Annotated in this window: 13 protein-coding genes, 1 pseudogene and 1 riboswitch; of the genes and pseudogenes, 5 read left to right on the top strand and 9 right to left on the bottom strand. The window is 64.6% G+C overall.

The features are described from left to right. Positions 1–557, bottom strand: a pseudogene (locus tag ACUVYZ_RS03695) (hypothetical protein); the annotation flags it as partial. Positions 558–1,045: 488 nt separating this feature from the next. Here ACUVYZ_RS03695 and ACUVYZ_RS03690 point away from each other — a divergent pair. Continuing rightward, entirely contained in the window at positions 1,046–1,765 is a 720-nt protein-coding gene (locus ACUVYZ_RS03690) for a YdcF family protein (protein WP_439933083.1), read from the top strand. 328 nt (positions 1,766–2,093) lie between these two features. Then, positions 2,094–2,810 (top strand): PEP-CTERM sorting domain-containing protein, encoded by a 717-nt coding sequence (locus tag ACUVYZ_RS03685; RefSeq protein ID WP_446033029.1) that lies wholly within the window; start codon positions 2,094–2,096, stop codon positions 2,808–2,810. An 80-nt stretch (positions 2,811–2,890) separates the two neighbouring features. Here ACUVYZ_RS03685 and ACUVYZ_RS03680 read toward each other — a convergent pair whose 3' ends face one another. The 4 genes from ACUVYZ_RS03680 to ACUVYZ_RS03665 form a co-directional block, all read right to left on the bottom strand. Beyond that, on the bottom strand, positions 2,891–4,600 hold the full coding sequence (locus ACUVYZ_RS03680; RefSeq protein ID WP_439933081.1) for a S8 family serine peptidase: 1,710 nt from the start codon (positions 4,598–4,600) through the stop codon (positions 2,891–2,893). Between the two features lie 315 nt (positions 4,601–4,915). Next, a riboswitch (cyclic di-GMP riboswitch) is annotated at positions 4,916–5,000 on the bottom strand. A 24-nt stretch (positions 5,001–5,024) separates the two neighbouring features. Next, positions 5,025–5,618, bottom strand: coding sequence for a hypothetical protein (locus ACUVYZ_RS03675; protein ID WP_439933080.1), 594 nt, complete (start codon positions 5,616–5,618; stop codon positions 5,025–5,027). Positions 5,619–6,036: 418 nt separating this feature from the next. Next, positions 6,037–6,606 (bottom strand): N-acyl amino acid synthase FeeM domain-containing protein, encoded by a 570-nt coding sequence (locus ACUVYZ_RS03670; protein ID WP_446033028.1) that lies wholly within the window; start codon positions 6,604–6,606, stop codon positions 6,037–6,039. 421 nt (positions 6,607–7,027) lie between these two features. Continuing rightward, a complete protein-coding gene (locus ACUVYZ_RS03665; RefSeq protein ID WP_439933103.1) occupies positions 7,028–7,807 on the bottom strand; it encodes an outer membrane lipoprotein-sorting protein in 780 nt (259 codons plus the stop codon). A 53-nt stretch (positions 7,808–7,860) separates the two neighbouring features. Here ACUVYZ_RS03665 and ACUVYZ_RS03660 point away from each other — a divergent pair, with 53 nt between their 5' ends. Together ACUVYZ_RS03660 and ACUVYZ_RS03655 are read left to right on the top strand one after the other, a co-directional pair. Further along, positions 7,861–8,619, top strand: a complete 759-nt coding sequence (locus tag ACUVYZ_RS03660; RefSeq protein WP_439933078.1) for an ABC transporter ATP-binding protein — start codon at positions 7,861–7,863, stop codon at positions 8,617–8,619. A 352-nt stretch (positions 8,620–8,971) separates the two neighbouring features. Next, entirely contained in the window at positions 8,972–10,336 is a 1,365-nt protein-coding gene (locus tag ACUVYZ_RS03655; protein WP_439933077.1) for a DUF1302 family protein, read from the top strand. Here ACUVYZ_RS03655 and ACUVYZ_RS03650 read toward each other — a convergent pair. The 3 genes from ACUVYZ_RS03650 to pepA form a co-directional block, all read right to left on the bottom strand. Continuing rightward, the gene (locus tag ACUVYZ_RS03650) at positions 10,333–11,610 is read right to left on the bottom strand and encodes an ABC transporter permease (RefSeq protein WP_439933076.1); all 1,278 of its coding nucleotides are present in this window, start codon (positions 11,608–11,610) and stop codon (positions 10,333–10,335) included. The two genes, ACUVYZ_RS03655 and ACUVYZ_RS03650, sit on opposite strands and share 4 nt — an antisense overlap. After that, positions 11,588–12,850: an ABC transporter permease gene (locus tag ACUVYZ_RS03645; RefSeq protein ID WP_439933075.1), complete on the bottom strand. Its 1,263-nt coding sequence runs from the start codon at positions 12,848–12,850 to the stop codon at positions 11,588–11,590. The genes ACUVYZ_RS03650 and ACUVYZ_RS03645 overlap by 23 nt, the downstream gene beginning before the upstream one ends. Positions 12,851–13,032: 182 nt before the next feature. Next, positions 13,033–13,833, bottom strand: coding sequence for a flocculation-associated PEP-CTERM protein PepA (pepA, locus tag ACUVYZ_RS03640; protein WP_439933074.1), 801 nt, complete (start codon positions 13,831–13,833; stop codon positions 13,033–13,035). Between the two features lie 413 nt (positions 13,834–14,246). Here pepA and ACUVYZ_RS03635 point away from each other — a divergent pair, with 413 nt between their 5' ends. After that, entirely contained in the window at positions 14,247–14,936 is a 690-nt protein-coding gene (locus tag ACUVYZ_RS03635) for a class I SAM-dependent methyltransferase (protein WP_439933073.1), read from the top strand. A 24-nt stretch (positions 14,937–14,960) separates the two neighbouring features. On the opposite strand, the gene ACUVYZ_RS03630 is transcribed toward ACUVYZ_RS03635, so the two are convergent. Further along, positions 14,961–15,827 carry a ThiF family adenylyltransferase gene (locus ACUVYZ_RS03630; RefSeq protein ID WP_439933072.1) on the bottom strand — a complete coding sequence of 289 codons (867 nt, stop codon included), beginning with the start codon at positions 15,825–15,827 and terminating at the stop codon, positions 14,961–14,963. Between the last annotated feature and the right edge of the window lie 162 nt (positions 15,828–15,989).

Here is a 15,989-nt window from a genome sequence, read left to right as displayed (position 1 = left end):
TTCCCTTGGGGCACCGCGGGCTGCGTACCATCCTTGAGCGGATAGAAGCCCACCACCTCGACCGCCGGCTGGGAAAGGGAAGCGAGCGCTCGCTCCACGTTGAGCGCATCGGGGCCGGCGCCGAGCACCAGGATACGGTGGGCGAAAAGCCGGGACCGGTTGTCCTGGGGCATCGCCCCGCGGAGCAGCACCACCGCCCCGAGCCCGAGCAGCATGGCGTAGCCGAGGACGCTCTGGTACAGATCTCCGTGGGGAAGAAGATGGAAGGCGGCATAGGCTACCGGCCAGCCCACCACCAGCATCAAGGCCACGCGGCCGCTCAGCACCTGAAGCCGATTGCCCGTTCGCGTCTGCCGGTACAGCCCCAGGGAGCCGTTGACGGCCACCATCAAGCCGGCAAAGAACAAGGCGGCGGAAAGCATCGTGCCGCCCGAGGGCTTCGCTCCTTGGGCGGCCAGCGCCACCGCCGCCACCATGGCGATGAAAAACAGCCCCGCTTCCGCCGCCAGCTCACAAAAACTGGCCAGTGCCACCCGGTAACTGAAGAACCTGAGCATGGCCCGCCACTCCCGTCGGTTGCCTTCTTGCTTCTTTTCTTGCTTGTTGCTGGTTCTTAAGCCGATTTTTTCGAACCGGTTGTTCCCCCTGGCGTCGGGCCGCACAGGTCGCCCTCGAATCCGTGAGGATGAGTCTCGCCTCCTCGACGGATCGAGGATTAACAGGATCGCTTTCGAGAAATTGAAACCGCCCGGTCATCCCCGGGCGAAGGCGTGCTTACCTGCTTCTTGTCGACTGGCTACAACGGCTGTGCCTCATCCCGATGCCAGTCTATATCATAGACCGGGCCGTGCGTCAGAAAAGTGGAGGGTGTGTTAAGTTTTGTTATGGTTCTGCGAAGGGGGAAGATGATCATTTCTTCATATCGATTCCGCATGATAGCCGCAAGGGGTTGTCCGCGCCAAGAAATCTTCCTCCCGGTCCTCTTCGCTTGTCTACAGTGTCCGCGATGGAATCCTTTTTTTACACGAAGAAAATTCTGGCTCTGATGGTGCTCCCACCCGCGGGGCCCCTGCTGCTCGCTGCGGCGGGGCTGCTGTTCCTGAGGCGCCGGCCAGCGTTGGGGAAAGCGCTGGCGTGGGCCGGCGTGCTCGTCCTCTTCGCTTTGTCCCTGCCGATGGTTTCCTGGAGCCTGGGCCTCCTCTTGCAGGACGACCCCGTCCTGGACTTGCGCCGGGCGACCCAGGCCCAGGCCGTGATCATCATCGGCGGCGGCATCCGGCCGGAGGCCGTGGAGTACGGCGGGGACACCCTGAGCGCCTTGAGTCTCGAGCGCCTCCGTTACGGGGCGCGAATCGCCCGCCTGACCGGCCTTCCCGTGTTGGTGTCCGGCGGCGCCGCCCATCGAGGACCCCCCGAGGCCGAACTCATGAAGGCGGTGCTGGAGGCGGAATACCGCGTGCCGGTGCGCTGGGTGGAAGCCCAGTCCCGCAACACCTACGAAAACGCGGTCCTCTCGGCTTCGCTGCTCCGCCAGGCGAACGTTGGACGGGCCGTTCTGGTGGCCCACGCCTTCGACATGCGCCGGGCCCGGGCCGAGTTCGAAGCGGCGGGGATCGAGGTGATTCCCGCCCCGACGGGGCTCCCCGCCTGGACCGGGGAGACGATTTTCGAATGGCTCCCCAACATGGGCGCGCTGCGGGGAAGCTATTACGCCTTGTACGAGCTTCTTGCCAACGCGGCGCGGTATCTGGGTCTCAACAAATAAAAAAGTTCGATGCGGATTCGCTCTCTGCGTCGGATAGCGGCAATGAGGCCATTCCCACCCAGTCCATGTCGATGCTTTTTACACATTGCAAGGGCTTTCAGATCGGCCCATGGCGTCAATGACTTGGGATTTTTTTTCCTTAACCGGGTCGAACTGCTCCCCCTTTCTCTGAAGGGGCGGAGCGCGTCTCAATCTCGACTGCTGGTGGGAAGGTGTCGACCCAGTTTACGAATTCGGTGCATCCCCCCTTCAAAAAGCGAACATTGTATGGCGAATCAATACCCTACTGCCATGGCGCGGTATATGCTTCTAATGCGTTGAAACCGACTTGGGGGATAAGAACATGAATACTGCAATGGGAAGAGCCCTTCGATTAGGGGTGGTGGCAATGGCGCTTGCCCTTTTCGGCTTTGCGCCCGGATCAGCGCAGGCGGCCGCGTGTACGGTGGATACCGCTTTCAACCCGGACCCGTTTCTCGCGGATGCCACCAGTTGCGGCCTGGGTACCCCCAGCAACGATAGCGCCAGCGCGGTGAATTCCGTCGCCCCGGGAGGCTTCGCTGACTGGGCCCTGATCGACAAAGAGGGAGATGAAAGTCTGCCTTCGACCGCTCTGACCTTCGAGCCGGTGGGCGGCAGCCAAGGCAATTGGTACATTGATTTGGCGGCTGTGCCGTTCAGCCAGCTTCTTATCGTGCTCAAGGACGGGGGCACGGGCGATGAAGTTACCAATCCCGACCCGCCGCCTCCCTCCCTCGGCCAGATTCAGTGGGTGTGGTTCATCCTCGACATGAGCGCCAATTCCTGTGTCGGTTTCACAGGGCTTGTCACGCCCACGATTCCCGCGGGCGCGGACCTGTGCGGCACGTGGTCCATGTGGGGTAATCATAAGGGCAGTTTGAAAAACATTTCCCATATGTCCCTCTACGGCAGGGGAGGCACGCCGCCCCAAGAAATGCCCGAGCCGGGCACCCTGCTCCTGCTGGGCTCCGCGCTCCTGGGACTCGGCGCCGTCCGCCGCTACGCCCGGCGGCGAATCGATTGAAGTTTTTGCCACAATAACAATAAAGCAGAAGCCCGCCTGATCAGCGGGCTTTCTGCTTTTATGCTAGCGCTTTCGCTGCTTTACTGCCGCTTGACGGTGATCGAGGCGCTGCCCGCGTTGCCCGCAGGATCTTCTGCCCGGGCGGTCAGGGTGGAAGTAGAGCTCGACCGGGCCTCCCATCGTCCTTTGCTCTTGGCCTTCCGGGACCCGGTATCCCAAGTGTAGCTCAGGCTGGAGCCGTAGGCCACCGCCACTTCCTTGCCGTCGATGGAGAGGGAGATCTTGGCGACTTTCTTGTCGTCGGTGGCGCTCGCGCTCACGTTCACGGTACCGCTCACCGTGGCCCCGTTGGCGGGGCTGGAGAAGCTGACGGTCGGGGCCACGGTGTCGTTGGCGACGGTGACGGAGACGGTAGCGGAACTCCCTAGGTTGCCGCTCGCGTCCACCGCCTTCGCCTGGAGGGAGGCCTCCCCGTCGGGAAGGGCGGAGGTGTCCCAACCGAAGCGATAGGGCGCCGTCGTCTCCGTGCCCACCAAGCGCCCGTTGGCATAGAGTTCCACCCGGGCGACGCCCCCGTTGTCGCTGGCGCTCACGTCCACCGGCACCAGCCCGCTGACTTTACCGCCAGTGGGGGAGACGATGGCCACGCTCGGCGGCTGGATATCCTTGGCAACCAGGCCCTGGGCAGCCGAGACGGCGGCGGCCGCGTCCACCCGGCCATGACCATAGTAGGGGTCATAGCCCGCCGGTCCCCGATCGAGGGTCGTCTCGAAAAGGGTCCGGTCCAGGCTGGCCGGATCCAGACTGGGGTTGGCCGCCATCATGAGGGCATAGATCCCAGCCGTCACGGGGCTCGAAGCGGAAGTGCCGGAGAAGCCCCCGTAGCCGCCCCCTCGCGTTGTGGTGTAAATGCTCACTCCAGGCGCCGCGACGTCGATGTGCTTGCCCCAACTGGACCAGGAAGTCCGGTTGTCCGAGCTGTCGGTGGCCGAGACGGCGGTGATGGCATCGCTCGCCGGATCCCCCAGCTCGCCCCCTGTGTTGCCGCCCGCCACCACCACGATGCCACCTTTGTTGCGGAAGTACTGGGCCGCCTCCCGCACCGTGCTGCTGGAAGACACGCTCAAGAAGCTGATGTTGGCCACCCGCGCCCCACGGTCGGCCGCCCAGACCAGGGCCTGGGCCATGAGGCTGTAATAACCGTAACCTTGGCTATCGGTCACCCGCAGGGGCATGATGTGTGAGCGCCAACTTACGCCCGCCGCGCCCAAGGCATTGTTGCCCACCGCCGCGGCCGCGCCCGCCACCTTGGTGCCATGCCCATGGACGTCCGAAGTGGTGGCATTGTTGTCGTAAAAGTTCCACCCAGCGACCAGATGGGGGGTAAGGTCCGGGTGGTTGCCGTCCACCCCGGTATCCAGGATGGCGACTGTCACTCCCTCACCGACGGAACGATCCCACGCGGTATTGGCGCCGATCTTCGGGAGATGCCAGGCGCTGCCCAGGGCGGGATCGTTGGTGGTCTGGGCGGGCTCCACCGCCCGATCCAGCTCGGCGAACTTGACGTGGGGATGCCGGGCCAGCATTTGGGCCATCGCCACCTCGCTCGCCTGGACCGGCAATTCGATGATGTGGACGTTGAGCGGACCGAGCTTTGCTTTCGCCCGGGCGCCGAACGGCTTCAGGATTTTCTCGAACTCGCTCATCCCGATCCCCGCCCGCGGCTGTACCAGGAGGCGGCCTTTGACGTAGCGCACCACTTTGCCATCCTGGACCTGGCTCTCGGCCACGACCTCGCCGTGGGCGAGGGGCGCGCTCAGCAGGGCGCCGCAGGAGAGGCCAGCGGCGAGCCAGTACCGCCATTGCGTCCCTCGCCTCCAGGCTGAGGCACGGAGCAGGTCAAAACGGCGAGGTTGAAGATACCGGAGCGGCTGCTGAACTTCCGGAACAGGAATAGCGGGCACCATAACGTTCTCCCCTGGGTAAGCGGCCTGCCGGCTGCAAACAGGGGGGAAGCCAATGGCGGGTCACATGGAACGGGAGAGAGGTTGTCCCTTGGACTGCGCCGACCCGAAGAACGCGCGACGCTCGTACATGCCCCGACCCCTGGCAGTCCCACTGTCTGAGGCCAGTGCCGCCAGACTGGTGACTTTGCGCCCCTGGCTCACGCCAGGTTTGCCTTTTTCAGGTGTCGCTTTAAAAAGTAGTCGAAGTTTATTGATTTGTCAATTTTTGTTTTTGGCTGCTGAGCAGGAAGAGCATCGTCAAGGCGACCCCTACCAGCGCCCAGGTCCCGGGCTCAGGAAGCTCTGCGGTCACTCGGCTGATTTTGAAGGCGTCCAAGTCTTTGGTGCTGGTTTTCGGGGCGGCAGCAATCACCAGGTAGCGGCCGTAGCCTGCGCCCGTAAGGAGTTGAGGCGTATTGACCGGCACGTTGGTGAAAGACCAGAAGTCCGAAAAGCCCAGAGACGCCAGGGTGGCGAAGCTTTGTCCGCTGAAGTCAAAACCCGGGCCCAGCGCGGCACCGCCAAACCACACGTGGATGTCCGCATCCTTCGATTTGTAGCCGATCTCAAAGCTCAAGGGGCTGTAATGATCGTCAGGGAACTCGAAGATCACCAGATCTACGTGCCGGTGATTGTCCACCGCATGGTAAGGCGACACCGCTTCCCGCTTGCTATCCCCACTCACGTTATCATCCGGGTAGTTGTTTTTTACCCCCAGGCCGCCGCTGTACAGGCCCAGCTTGGCTGGATTGAAAACGCCCGTTCCGTTCTCGTATTCGGTGGAATAGGCCCACGCCCTCAAAACCTCCCCTCCTGAGGAAAAAGTTCGGGGCCCCGAGGCGGGGGCTGAGCTCCCCGTGGTGGTCCATTGGGTGATGATCCCCGCTTGGGCGACACTGACAGCAGTCCACAAAAGTGCGGCCAGCCCATGTTGGATCCAAGTTTTGGAATGGCAAAACCTTTGCATGGGTGTTTTCTCCTCTTTTGAACAAGCCCCCCGAGTGGGGAGCAAGCCCCATGCCGACAAATATGCTTTTTGAAATCAGATGCTTTTTATCCCTATCGTCGAGTTCGTCTTAAGATCGTAAGGTCTGCCGACAGGTCGGGGCTCGGAGCCGGGCCCGTCGCTGCGCCGTCGAGCAAAAAAGCCGTTGGACGAGACGAGTGCCCGTGGCCCGGTGGACGACGGGCGTAGGGGGAGTCAGTTGAGGTTGAGGAATTCAGGCGGCCTGGAACAGGGGACGTGCCAGGCCTATGCGCCGGTCGAGCTGGGAGAGCTCCAGGTGCATGAGGACCGAAGGGGCCTGGACCCGGGGGCACATTTTCGGCTCGCCCAGCCGGCGGAACTCGAAAGCCCGCTCATAGAAAGCGACGTGGCGGGGATTCACCTCGATGAAGACATCGGTGGCCCGATGCACCAGCCGACCGACCAGGTAGGCCGAGTGAACCAGCAGCGCCAACGCCGATCTGGAGGTTTCGCCGACGTCCACCGCCAGCCGGATCAACTCGCATACGCGGCGCCCCTGGGCGCGGATCGCGTCCACGGCGCAGCGGTGGGCCTCGTCCACCGAAAGCCCGGCGCTGGAGTCGAGCCCCAGGGTCAATGTCCCCACGGCCCGCTCACCCTGCTGGGCCAGCAAGGTGACGTGGCGGTAGAGGCCTTGCGATCGACCGGCCGCCGGCGGTTCCGTCAGGAAAGACGTGCGGTACCCGCGCCGGGCGTAGTTCTGGCGGACGAGGGTGATGGCGGACTCGTGCTCGCGCCTGGAGCGGGCCACCACCACTTTCATGGACCCGGACGGCATTCTCGAGAGAGCCTCCTGGGCCGCAGTGCGGGATGCCTCGCCCTCTTCGTCTTGCCCTGAACGCCGGGCGCGGAACGCAGCCAGAAAAGAATCCGAAGAAACAAAGGAAACCGTGCTTGGGACCGCGGACAGCAGTCCCCATGCCTCGTATGGCGCCATACGGTGCCACCCCTCCCCTAGGCCCGAGAATCGATGCTCCCCTCCATGGCAAAAACCGGGCCACCACCGATATAAGTTTACCTTTCAACGCATTAGAGATCAGGCGACCGAATGAGCGGCGCGTTTCCTGTCGCCGATATGCGACAGCCAAAACGCCCAGGCGGGCGATGCGGCGGTGCAAGCCTGATCAACCCTGGCAACCCCTGTTGTCGTCGATCGACGACAGGGCTGGACGGAACCCGTCCCATCACAGCCGCTTGAGGTAATCCTTGGTGAAGACCTTGTCGGGCAGGTCGCGCAGCTTCATGTTGGCGTATTCCAGTATCGAAACCTCACCCTCCCGCAGGGCATCCCGCATGACCAGCCGGGTCGGCCGCACCCGCCCCGCCATGGTCTGGAACTCCTCGTACTGGCAGGTCTTGAGCAGGCGGCCCGACACCGAGTAGAACTCCGCCTTGTAGGGAAAGAAATTCGCCTTCTGGACCCAGTAGATCACCCTGTGGTAGGTCACCCCCCGGTCCACGGCGTTGAGCTCCAGCACATAATAGTCTTTCCCCTCGATCGTCTCCTCGCGCAACAGCCGGGGCGCGTAATCCCCCGTGAAATTGGCCCGGGCCAAGTCCCCGTTGGCCACTTGGCCCGTCAGGCGCTGGGACAAGGAAAGCCGCACCGGCTGGGAAACGTTGGGAAGGAAAACCCACAGGTCCCGATCCCGCATGAGCAGGATCTGGCCTCGCTCGGAGGCGGGCTCGGTCACCATCACGATGGTCTTGTCGTTGCCCTTGGAGAGGACGCGGTACTTGCGGTTCTCGGTGGTGGCGCCATCGCTGGTGGTGGTGATGGCGACGTCGACTTCGAACCCCTCCTGGGGAAATCGGATCGCGTCGGCCTTTTCCACTATACTACGGGCAACCGCATCGGCGTCCGTGGTAGGGGAAGCGGCGCCGAGAGACACGGCCGTCAAAGCGAGCGCTGCCACGCAAGCGAACGCCGTTGTCGCGAGGCCGCGAGCCGGAAGCGCGGACATCATGCGCTTAACGACTGCAACCGAGAGACGAGCGTTTCCGAACACGCCATGCCATGAGCGTCGTCCTGGTTGAGCACGTGACCAAAATCTACCGGCTGGGTACGCAGACGGTCAAGGCGCTGGAGGACGTGTCCCTCGCGGTCGAAGCGGGCGTTTTCATGGCCATCGCCGGCCCCTCGGGGAGCGGGAAGTCCACGCTGCTCAACCTGATCGGTTGCATCGACACGCCCACCGAGGGACGGGTCTTCGTCAACGGTCAGGACGTGACCGGGAAAACGCCCGACCAGCTCGCCGGATTGCGCGGGCGCACCATCGGGTTTATCTTTCAGACGTTCAACCTGTTCCCGGTGCTCACGGCGGAGGAGAACGTGGAGTACCCGCTGCTCCAGTTTCCGGAGCTGTCCCGCAAGGAGCGCAAAGCGCGGGTCGCCCATTTCCTCGACGTGGTGCAGCTCAGGGAATTCGCCCGTCATCGCCCCAACCAGCTCTCCGGCGGCCAGCGCCAGCGGGTGGCCATCGCCCGGGCCCTGGCCACCCATCCCAGCATCGTGCTGGCGGACGAGCCCACGGCCAACCTGGACCATCGCACCGGGAGCAGCATTCTGGAGCTCATGCGGGCCATCAACCGCCGGCTCGGCACCACCTTCGTCTTTTCCACCCACGATCAGAAGGTGATGGACATGGCCGACCGCCTGGTGCAGATCGAAGACGGTCGGATCACCCGGCTCGCGGTGCGCGCCGGCGACCGCTGGGTCGCGGTGGACGCCCGCAAGCGGGGGGGTGCCCTCGACGTGGCGGGGAGGTCCCATTAAGCGGCATAGCACTTTTGGGCTGCTCGCCGGGCTGGCAGCTTCGAGCCTGGCCAGCGCGGCTTGGGCCGCGCCCGCCGGGCCTGCCGCCATGGAGCGGGATAGTTCACGGCTCGAAGGGTCGGTGCCTGCCCCCTACCCGATGAGCGCGTCCTCGCTGGGCGGTCTGCTAGCGAGTCTTGCCGCTCAACAGGCGGCGTCAAGCCCGCCACCCCTTCCCAGGGACGGCTCGGCATCCATCGAACACCCCGAGACAAAAACCGTGGGGCGCGTAGAGCGAGGCGAAGCGCACCGGGCAGCGCCGGTGAACGGTGCGCCAAGGCGCCCCCTGCCCGCTGACGGCCGGCGGGATGACGTGAGCGTCGTGCCTGTCAAGGCCGGAGACGGGGCGCTGCGGCTGGCCCAGGCCGAAGCCCATGGCGCGGGGGATGCCGGCGCGCCGCTGCCCAGCAGCCGGGAGGAGCTTTTCGGGCTGGCGCCGGCCGAAGAAAGCGCTCCTGCGGTCAAGTGGGGCGGATTCCTCGACTCCACCCTGGCCTACACGTACAGCAAACCCACCCACTGGTCCCGGGCAGTGGCACGCACCCAGCTCGAAGCCGAAGGGCGCCTGGGGAATGGCCTGCGGTGGAAAGCGGGCGCCCGGGTGGACGCGGACCCGGTCTATTTCGCCTCCGAGTTCTACTTGCCCAAGGTCAAGGAAGACCAGCGGCTGGAGGCGTTCTGGCGGGAAATCTACCTGGACTTTCCCCTCGCCGGATGGGATTTGCGCGTCGGCGCGCAGAATATCGTGTGGGGCGAGGTGGTGGGGCTGTTCTTCGCCGACGTGGTTTCGGCGCGGGATCTGCGGGACTTCCTCCTGCCCGGCTTCGATGTCATCCGCATTCCCCAATGGGCGGCGCGGGCGGAGTACTTCGCCGGGGACGCCCACCTGGAACTCGTCTGGATCCCCGTTCCCGTGTTCGACGACATCGGCAAGCCCGGCTCGGATTTCTACCCCGTGCCTCTGCCTTCGCCGACGCCCCCCGAGGCGGCGGCCCTGTTCATGGACCCGGAGCGCCCGGCCCGCACCCTTGGCAACGGCAACTACGGGCTTCGCTTCAATACCCTCACCGCCGGCTGGGACTGGTCGCTCTTCTATTACCGGAGTTTCAGCGCCCATCCCACCTTCTTCCGCCTGGCGCCGGCCGGACCCGGACTGCCCGCCCGATTCCAGCCCCGCTACGACCGCATCTGGCAGCTCGGGGGGACTTTGAGCAAGGACCTGGGCGCTTTCGTGCTGCGGGCGGAGGCGGTCTATACCCACGGTCAACGCTTCGGCGTGACCGATCCCGCGGCCCCTAACGGGGTGGTGGAGCAGGAGACCCTGGACGTCATCGCCGGCGCCGATTTCTCCCTGGGGGGAGCCACCCACCTCAACGTGCAGGCGTTTCAGCGCGCTTTCCTGGACGGGGGAGGCGGGGGTCACATCATCAAGACCGACGGCCTCGGCGGAAGCCTCCGGCTCACCACCAAGCTGGGGGCTCGGTTCGAGCCCCAGCTCCTCTGGATCCAGAGCTTCAAGGACGCGGGCGGGCTCATCCGCCCGCGGCTCAACTGGCTGCTGGAAAAGAACACCACCCTGGGATTCGGGCTCGATATCTTCACCGGGCCGCAGGACGGGTTCTTCGGCCGCTACGGCAACCGGGATCGAATCTATACCGAGCTGCGCCACGATTTCTAGACGTTGTGCCGCAGCGCGTCCACGACGGAAAGCCGCGCCATGCGGCGGGCGGGCAGAAGGGTGGCCAGCACGGTGGCGAAGACGCCCACCAGCGCCGCCCCCGTGATTACTCCGGGAACGAGCTGGATCCGGGCCATGTAGCCCAAGTTGGCGTTGGGGGGCGGCGGCATCGGGATGCCGACGGCGGAGATCGCCGCCGCCAGTCCCACTCCCAGCGCGACCCCGATCCCGGCACCGATGGAGCCGATCAACAGCCCTTCCGTCATGATCAGGCCAAACACCTTGCGGCGCCGGTCTCCCAGGGCGCACATGGTGCCGAACTCGCCGATGCGCTCGAAGAGGCTCAGGTTCACGGTGTTGGCGACGGAAAGCAGCACCATGAGCAGCACGATCAGGCGCAGCACCCCGAACTGCCGCTCGTACAGGTCCACGGTCTTTTCGTAGAAGTCGCTAAGTTCCCGCCAGGTGCGAAGGGTGAGGCCCGCCGTTTCCAACCGGCTTCGGAGCGAGGCGGCGAAACGGTCCGTCGCTCCGGTGGCACCGAGTTCCACCACCAGCACGTTCACGCCGGAGGTGGCGAGCAGCTCCTGGGCCGCCTCCAGAGGGATCTTGACCGCCCGGGCGTCGTAGTCCTTGGAGTAACTTTGGAACACCCCCACCACCTCGAAGTCCAGGACGTTCACCGCGCCCCCCATCGCGGTGGTCATCAGGGTCACGGTGTCGCCGGGCCCGAGCTTGAGGGCCCTCGCTAACCCCTCGCCCACGAGAATCCCGTAGCGATGGCGCGAGCTTAAGCGCTCCCCGGACTGGATCACCATATAGGTGCCCAGCCGCGCCTCCTTGTCCGGCTCGATCCCTTCGCCGACGACCGGCAAGTCGGTGCGGCCGTTGCCGAGCAAGGCCGAAAAGTGAAGGCGCCCCATCACTTGGGTAACGCCGGACTGGCCTTCCAGGCGTTTCGCCAGGGCAGTGGCGTCTTCGATTAAGTACTTCTCCGGCGCCTGGGAGCCATAGGTGAAAAAGCCTTTCCGGGCAACCTGCACGTGGCCGGTCTGGGAGCGGATGATGGCCTCTCCCAGTTGGATATAGATGTCCTGGACGAAGCCGCCGGTCAGCACCAACCCGCTCACCCCGAACCCGATGGCCGCCAGCGTGAGCCCAGTGCGCAGCCGATGCCGGGCGACGTTGCGGGCGGCCAGTCCCAGCAAAATAGCGAAGCGCTCGAAGCGCAGCCGGATACGGGACATGAGCTCAACGGCTGTGACGAAGGGCATCCACGATGGGCAGGCTCGCCGCCTTCCAGGCCGGATAGAGGCTGGCGAAAAAGGCGGTGACCAAAGCGAGAAGGGCGGCGTCGGCCGTGAGGGACCAGCTCACGGCGATTTCGGCCGTGTAACCCCGGCCCATGCCGGGGGCGGGGGGCATGGGAATGCCAACGGCGGAGATCACCGCCGCGGCGACGGCTCCCAGGAGGGCTCCCAGCCCTCCCCCAGCGAGCCCGATCAGCAGGCCCTCGCCGACGAAGCGTTGCATGATCTGCCGTCGCTTTGCCCCCAGCGCGAGGGCTGTGCCGATTTCCCAGGTTCTTTCCAGAACCGACATGGTGAGCACGTTGGAGATGCTGAGCACGATAATCACCGCGATGATGAGCTTGACGAAACCCACCTGGCGCTTGAAAAGCGCCGCGGTCTTGTTATAGAAATCCGCCAACCGGAACCAGGGCACGATCTCCAGCCCCAGCGCCTCGAGACGGGGGCGGAGGCGCGCCAATACTTCGGGGGTCGCTTCCGTCTCGTTGAGCAAGACCAACCATTTGTGAGCGCCGGAAGCCCGGAGCAATTCTTGGACGAGCCCGATGGGCGCACGCAGCGCGTAGTCGTCGTAGGCCTTGGTCACCGTCGAGAAAAGCCCCCGCACCCGGGCCTCGACGGCGTTCACCCCGCCAGTGCGCGTGGTGGCGAGCAACACGACCGTGTCGCCCACTTTGGCGCCCAGATTCAAGGCAAGCCCCTGGCCCAATATCACGCCACGCGGATCGTTGGCGTCGAGGGGTTGCCCGCGCTCGATCACGACGGCGCGGGCGAGCCCCCCTTCGCGGCGGGGATCCACCCCTTCGCCGGAGAAGGAGAGCGTCGCATCGCCGAGGCTGACGAGGCCGGAGAAGGAAAGGCGCGGCGCCGTCTCGGTGATCTCTCGGCTCCCCCGGAGCGCTCCTTCGACGTCCACCTGGGGATCGATCAGAAACGCCCACGGATCCGCCGCTCCCGACTCGAAATAGCCTCGTTTCGCCACCTGCAGATGACCCAAATGGGCGCGGATGGTCCATTCACGCCCCATCCGTAACGACCAGTCGATGAAGCCGGCGGCGAGCATGTACAGGGCCACGCCGGCAATGATCGCCCCCATGGCCACCAGGCTCCGGTGGCCCTGGCGGGCCACATTGCGATAAGCCAGAAAAAAATCGGTCGTGAGACCGTGCAAGAAGGCCCCGCCGCGAACCGCCAGTGCGCTCATCTCTCGGCCATCGGGTTGAACGGCAAGGGTCGGCGGGCACCGGCCAACCCTCCGGGTATTCTGGGATACCCGCGGCCAAGCGGTCCAGTGGGGGAAGGAAAGTCCCGAAAAAAACCCCGGCCGCCTAGTTGGCGGCCGGGGCTTGGCTGGCTAACCCGATGCGTTAAGTCTCAAGAGAAGGCTTACGCGCGGGCCCGACGAATCCGGCTCAATCCCCCCAGACCCAGCAGACTGATGCCGACCAGGGCGAGGGTCCCGGGCTCCGGCACGAACACCGCGCTCACGTCGCCGGTAACCGTTTGGGTGCCCGTGATGGAGAAGCTGTCGAAGTCCCCGTCCACGTTGACCCGGAAGTAGAAGGGGCTCGGTGCAACGAAATACGACGCGCCGGCAGGGGTGAGGGTAAAGTCGTTAAAGACCAGATCGAAGAATCCGCCAACGCCGGCCACCAGCGTGCCGGTGGCGGAGGTCAGGTCGGTGGCAAAGGCGATCAGAATATCGTCGGCATTATTCGCCAGCGTGATGGGATCGCTCCCGGTGGCCCCCAGAGTCTTGGTGGTATTTTGGTCGGGGTCGAGGAAGAGGCTAAACCCGCCGGACGTGCCGGTAAAAATTGCCGAACCCGCAGGAAACGGGGGGCCGAGCGGGGTGACCGTTCCCGAGGACTCGAACAGGGCGTACAGTCCATAGTTCGTGTTTAGCTGGGAAATCGTGATCAGCGTCGTCCCATCGTTCGCGAAATATTGGCCGAAGTCAGCAAAGGCGGCCGCGTCGAATCCGCCCATACCGTCGAAGGTAATCTTTTCGGTATACGCGCCGTTTATCTTGTCGGCCACGAAGGTCACCGAACTGCTTCCGGGCACGCCTCCTTCATCGATCGTGAATTCGTTGAAGAGCCCCACGGCGCTCGCGGGCAGGCTGGCCAAGCCAAACCCCAGGGCCACCGCGGTCGTAGCCAGCGCCTTGCTCAGAAGTTTTTCCATGATCTTTCTCCGTTTATCCGTTTAAGAAGGCAAATCCCGCAATCCTGCCCGGATACTTAGCACCGATCGTGCCAGGCCGAAAACAAGCTTAAAAAACAATCCTGTGAAGGCCGCCTCTTCCCGTGCTTCAGCTGGAATGTAAATTTCCCCGACAATTTCTACAGAGGTACTTCCACAAAGCCTTTGGCGCAGCGTTCACGCTCACCCATAATCTCAGCCCGGACGGGGCGATCCTCAAGGCTGCGGCCCCCAATGAGCCCTCCCGTGCCCGCCTCGAAAAGGGCACGAGAGGGAAAAGGCGGATCTGGGTACAGGCACCCCCAACAGGGACCGAAGGCGATCAGGGTAGCCGGCCCTGTAAAAATGCCCGACAGCCCGCCAGGCACCCGCATGCCATCGATGGGAGGCAAACCATGGGAGCAAGTCGGTCCGAGCACGAGAAGACCTTGGAGAAAATCGCCCAAGCCTATTCTTCACCTCCCTGGTGGTACGACGTCCGCGGGTTTTTCATTCTGACCTTCGCTTACCGGAGCACGCTGACGGCGCAACTCCGCCTGTTTGGACAGAACATGGGCCCGGAGCACCTCGAGGTGGCGGTGGGCTCCGGCACTCTGACCGAACTGGTGCTGCGATGGCGCAAATGGAAGGGCCTTCCCGAAGTTCGGGTCGTAGGAATCGACTACGCCGAGCCCATGCTGGCGGGGGCCATCAAGCGCTTTGCAGGAAAGCCTCATGTGGAACTCCATCTGGCGGACGTCGCCGCGATGCCCTTTCCGGACGATCGCTTCGACACGGCCAATATCGCCAACGCGCTCCACTGCTTCCCGGACGTGGACGCGGGCCTGCGGGAGGTTTTCCGGGTGCTCAAACCGGGGGGCAGGCTCGCGGCGAACGTCCTGCTCTACCCGCGGGGCCCGCGGCCGCTGCGTTGGATCGCCAACAAAATCAACGCCTGGGGCATGGGCAAAGGGATTCTTTTTTCCCCCTACGAGCCCCAGGACGTGCGCCGGCGGATGCTTGTGGCAGGCTTCGAGATCTTGCAGGAACAGATCTCGGGCAATACCTACGACGTGATCGCCCGCAAACCGCGGGCGAGCGCGTGATGGGCGAAGCGTCAGCGACGAAACCTAAGACCGTTTCGCCAATAAACGCCGGGCGATCATTAGGGCGAGCCGCTGCAGGGGGTTGCGGTTGCCGAACGGGCGCCAGGTGTGGACCACCCGGTTGCGGTAGGCGTCGAACTGCATGCCGCGGGGCGCGGCGAGCACGGGCCCCCGGCCCAGGAGGATCTTGAGCGCCTCGGTGGCGGCGATGCCGGCGCAAAGCTGGCAGGCCATGGCTGTGGAGGGGCCCCGCCCCGCCGCCAGGTCCACGGCGACGGGCTCCACCAGATAGGCCCGATGGAGCATGGCTGGCGCCAGCCCGATGAGAAAGCGAAGCGCCATTTCCTCCTCGGAACAACCCTTCCAGCGGAAATACTCCTCGAACGTCATTCCCCCGGGCAGGAAGTTGAGCAGCGCCGCCCCCATCCCCAGAGGCGCCACGGTGACGGCCGGGATCCGGCGCCTCGCGCACTCGGCGAACACCAGGCGTCGCGCCTCGAAGGCGAAGAAGTCCAGCCCGTCCACATAGAGATCCACCTCCCGCAGGAATTCGCCCACGTTGTCCCGGGTGACCCCATCGGGAAGCGTCCGGATGTCCACCTCCGGGTTGATGTCCCGGGCGAGGCTCGAGAGCACCTCCAGTTTGGCCCGGCCGACGGTGCTCACCCCGGCGCCGAGCTGGCGGTTGAAGTTGGCGGGCTCGAAGACATCCCTCTCTGCCAGGCTGAAGCGGCCGATCCCCAGCCGCGCCAGGGTGACGAGATGGACGCCCCCCACCCCTCCGAGGCCGGCGATGGCGACCCGGCAGCCCCGCAGCCGCGCCTGCTCGGCCGCGGTCACCCAGCCGATGTTGCGGGAGAAAGTCTGCTGATAGTCGAATGTCAAGCGCAAAATTTAAATGAATGTTACTTTTTCTTGGGCCCCTTGGCAGACGGCGGCGCTTCGCCTAAGCTCGGAAACGCACAGGCTTTCTGCCCGGCCGCCGCGGCTTGCGGGCGTGACAGGGTGGATCAGGAAAGATCCGTCCGGGCTAAAATAGCGGCGTAATCCGTC

This window comes from Pelomicrobium sp. P1 (assembly GCF_052805615.1).
Note: the sequence above shows the minus strand (reverse complement) of the source record. Positions and strands in the feature narration are given on the sequence as shown.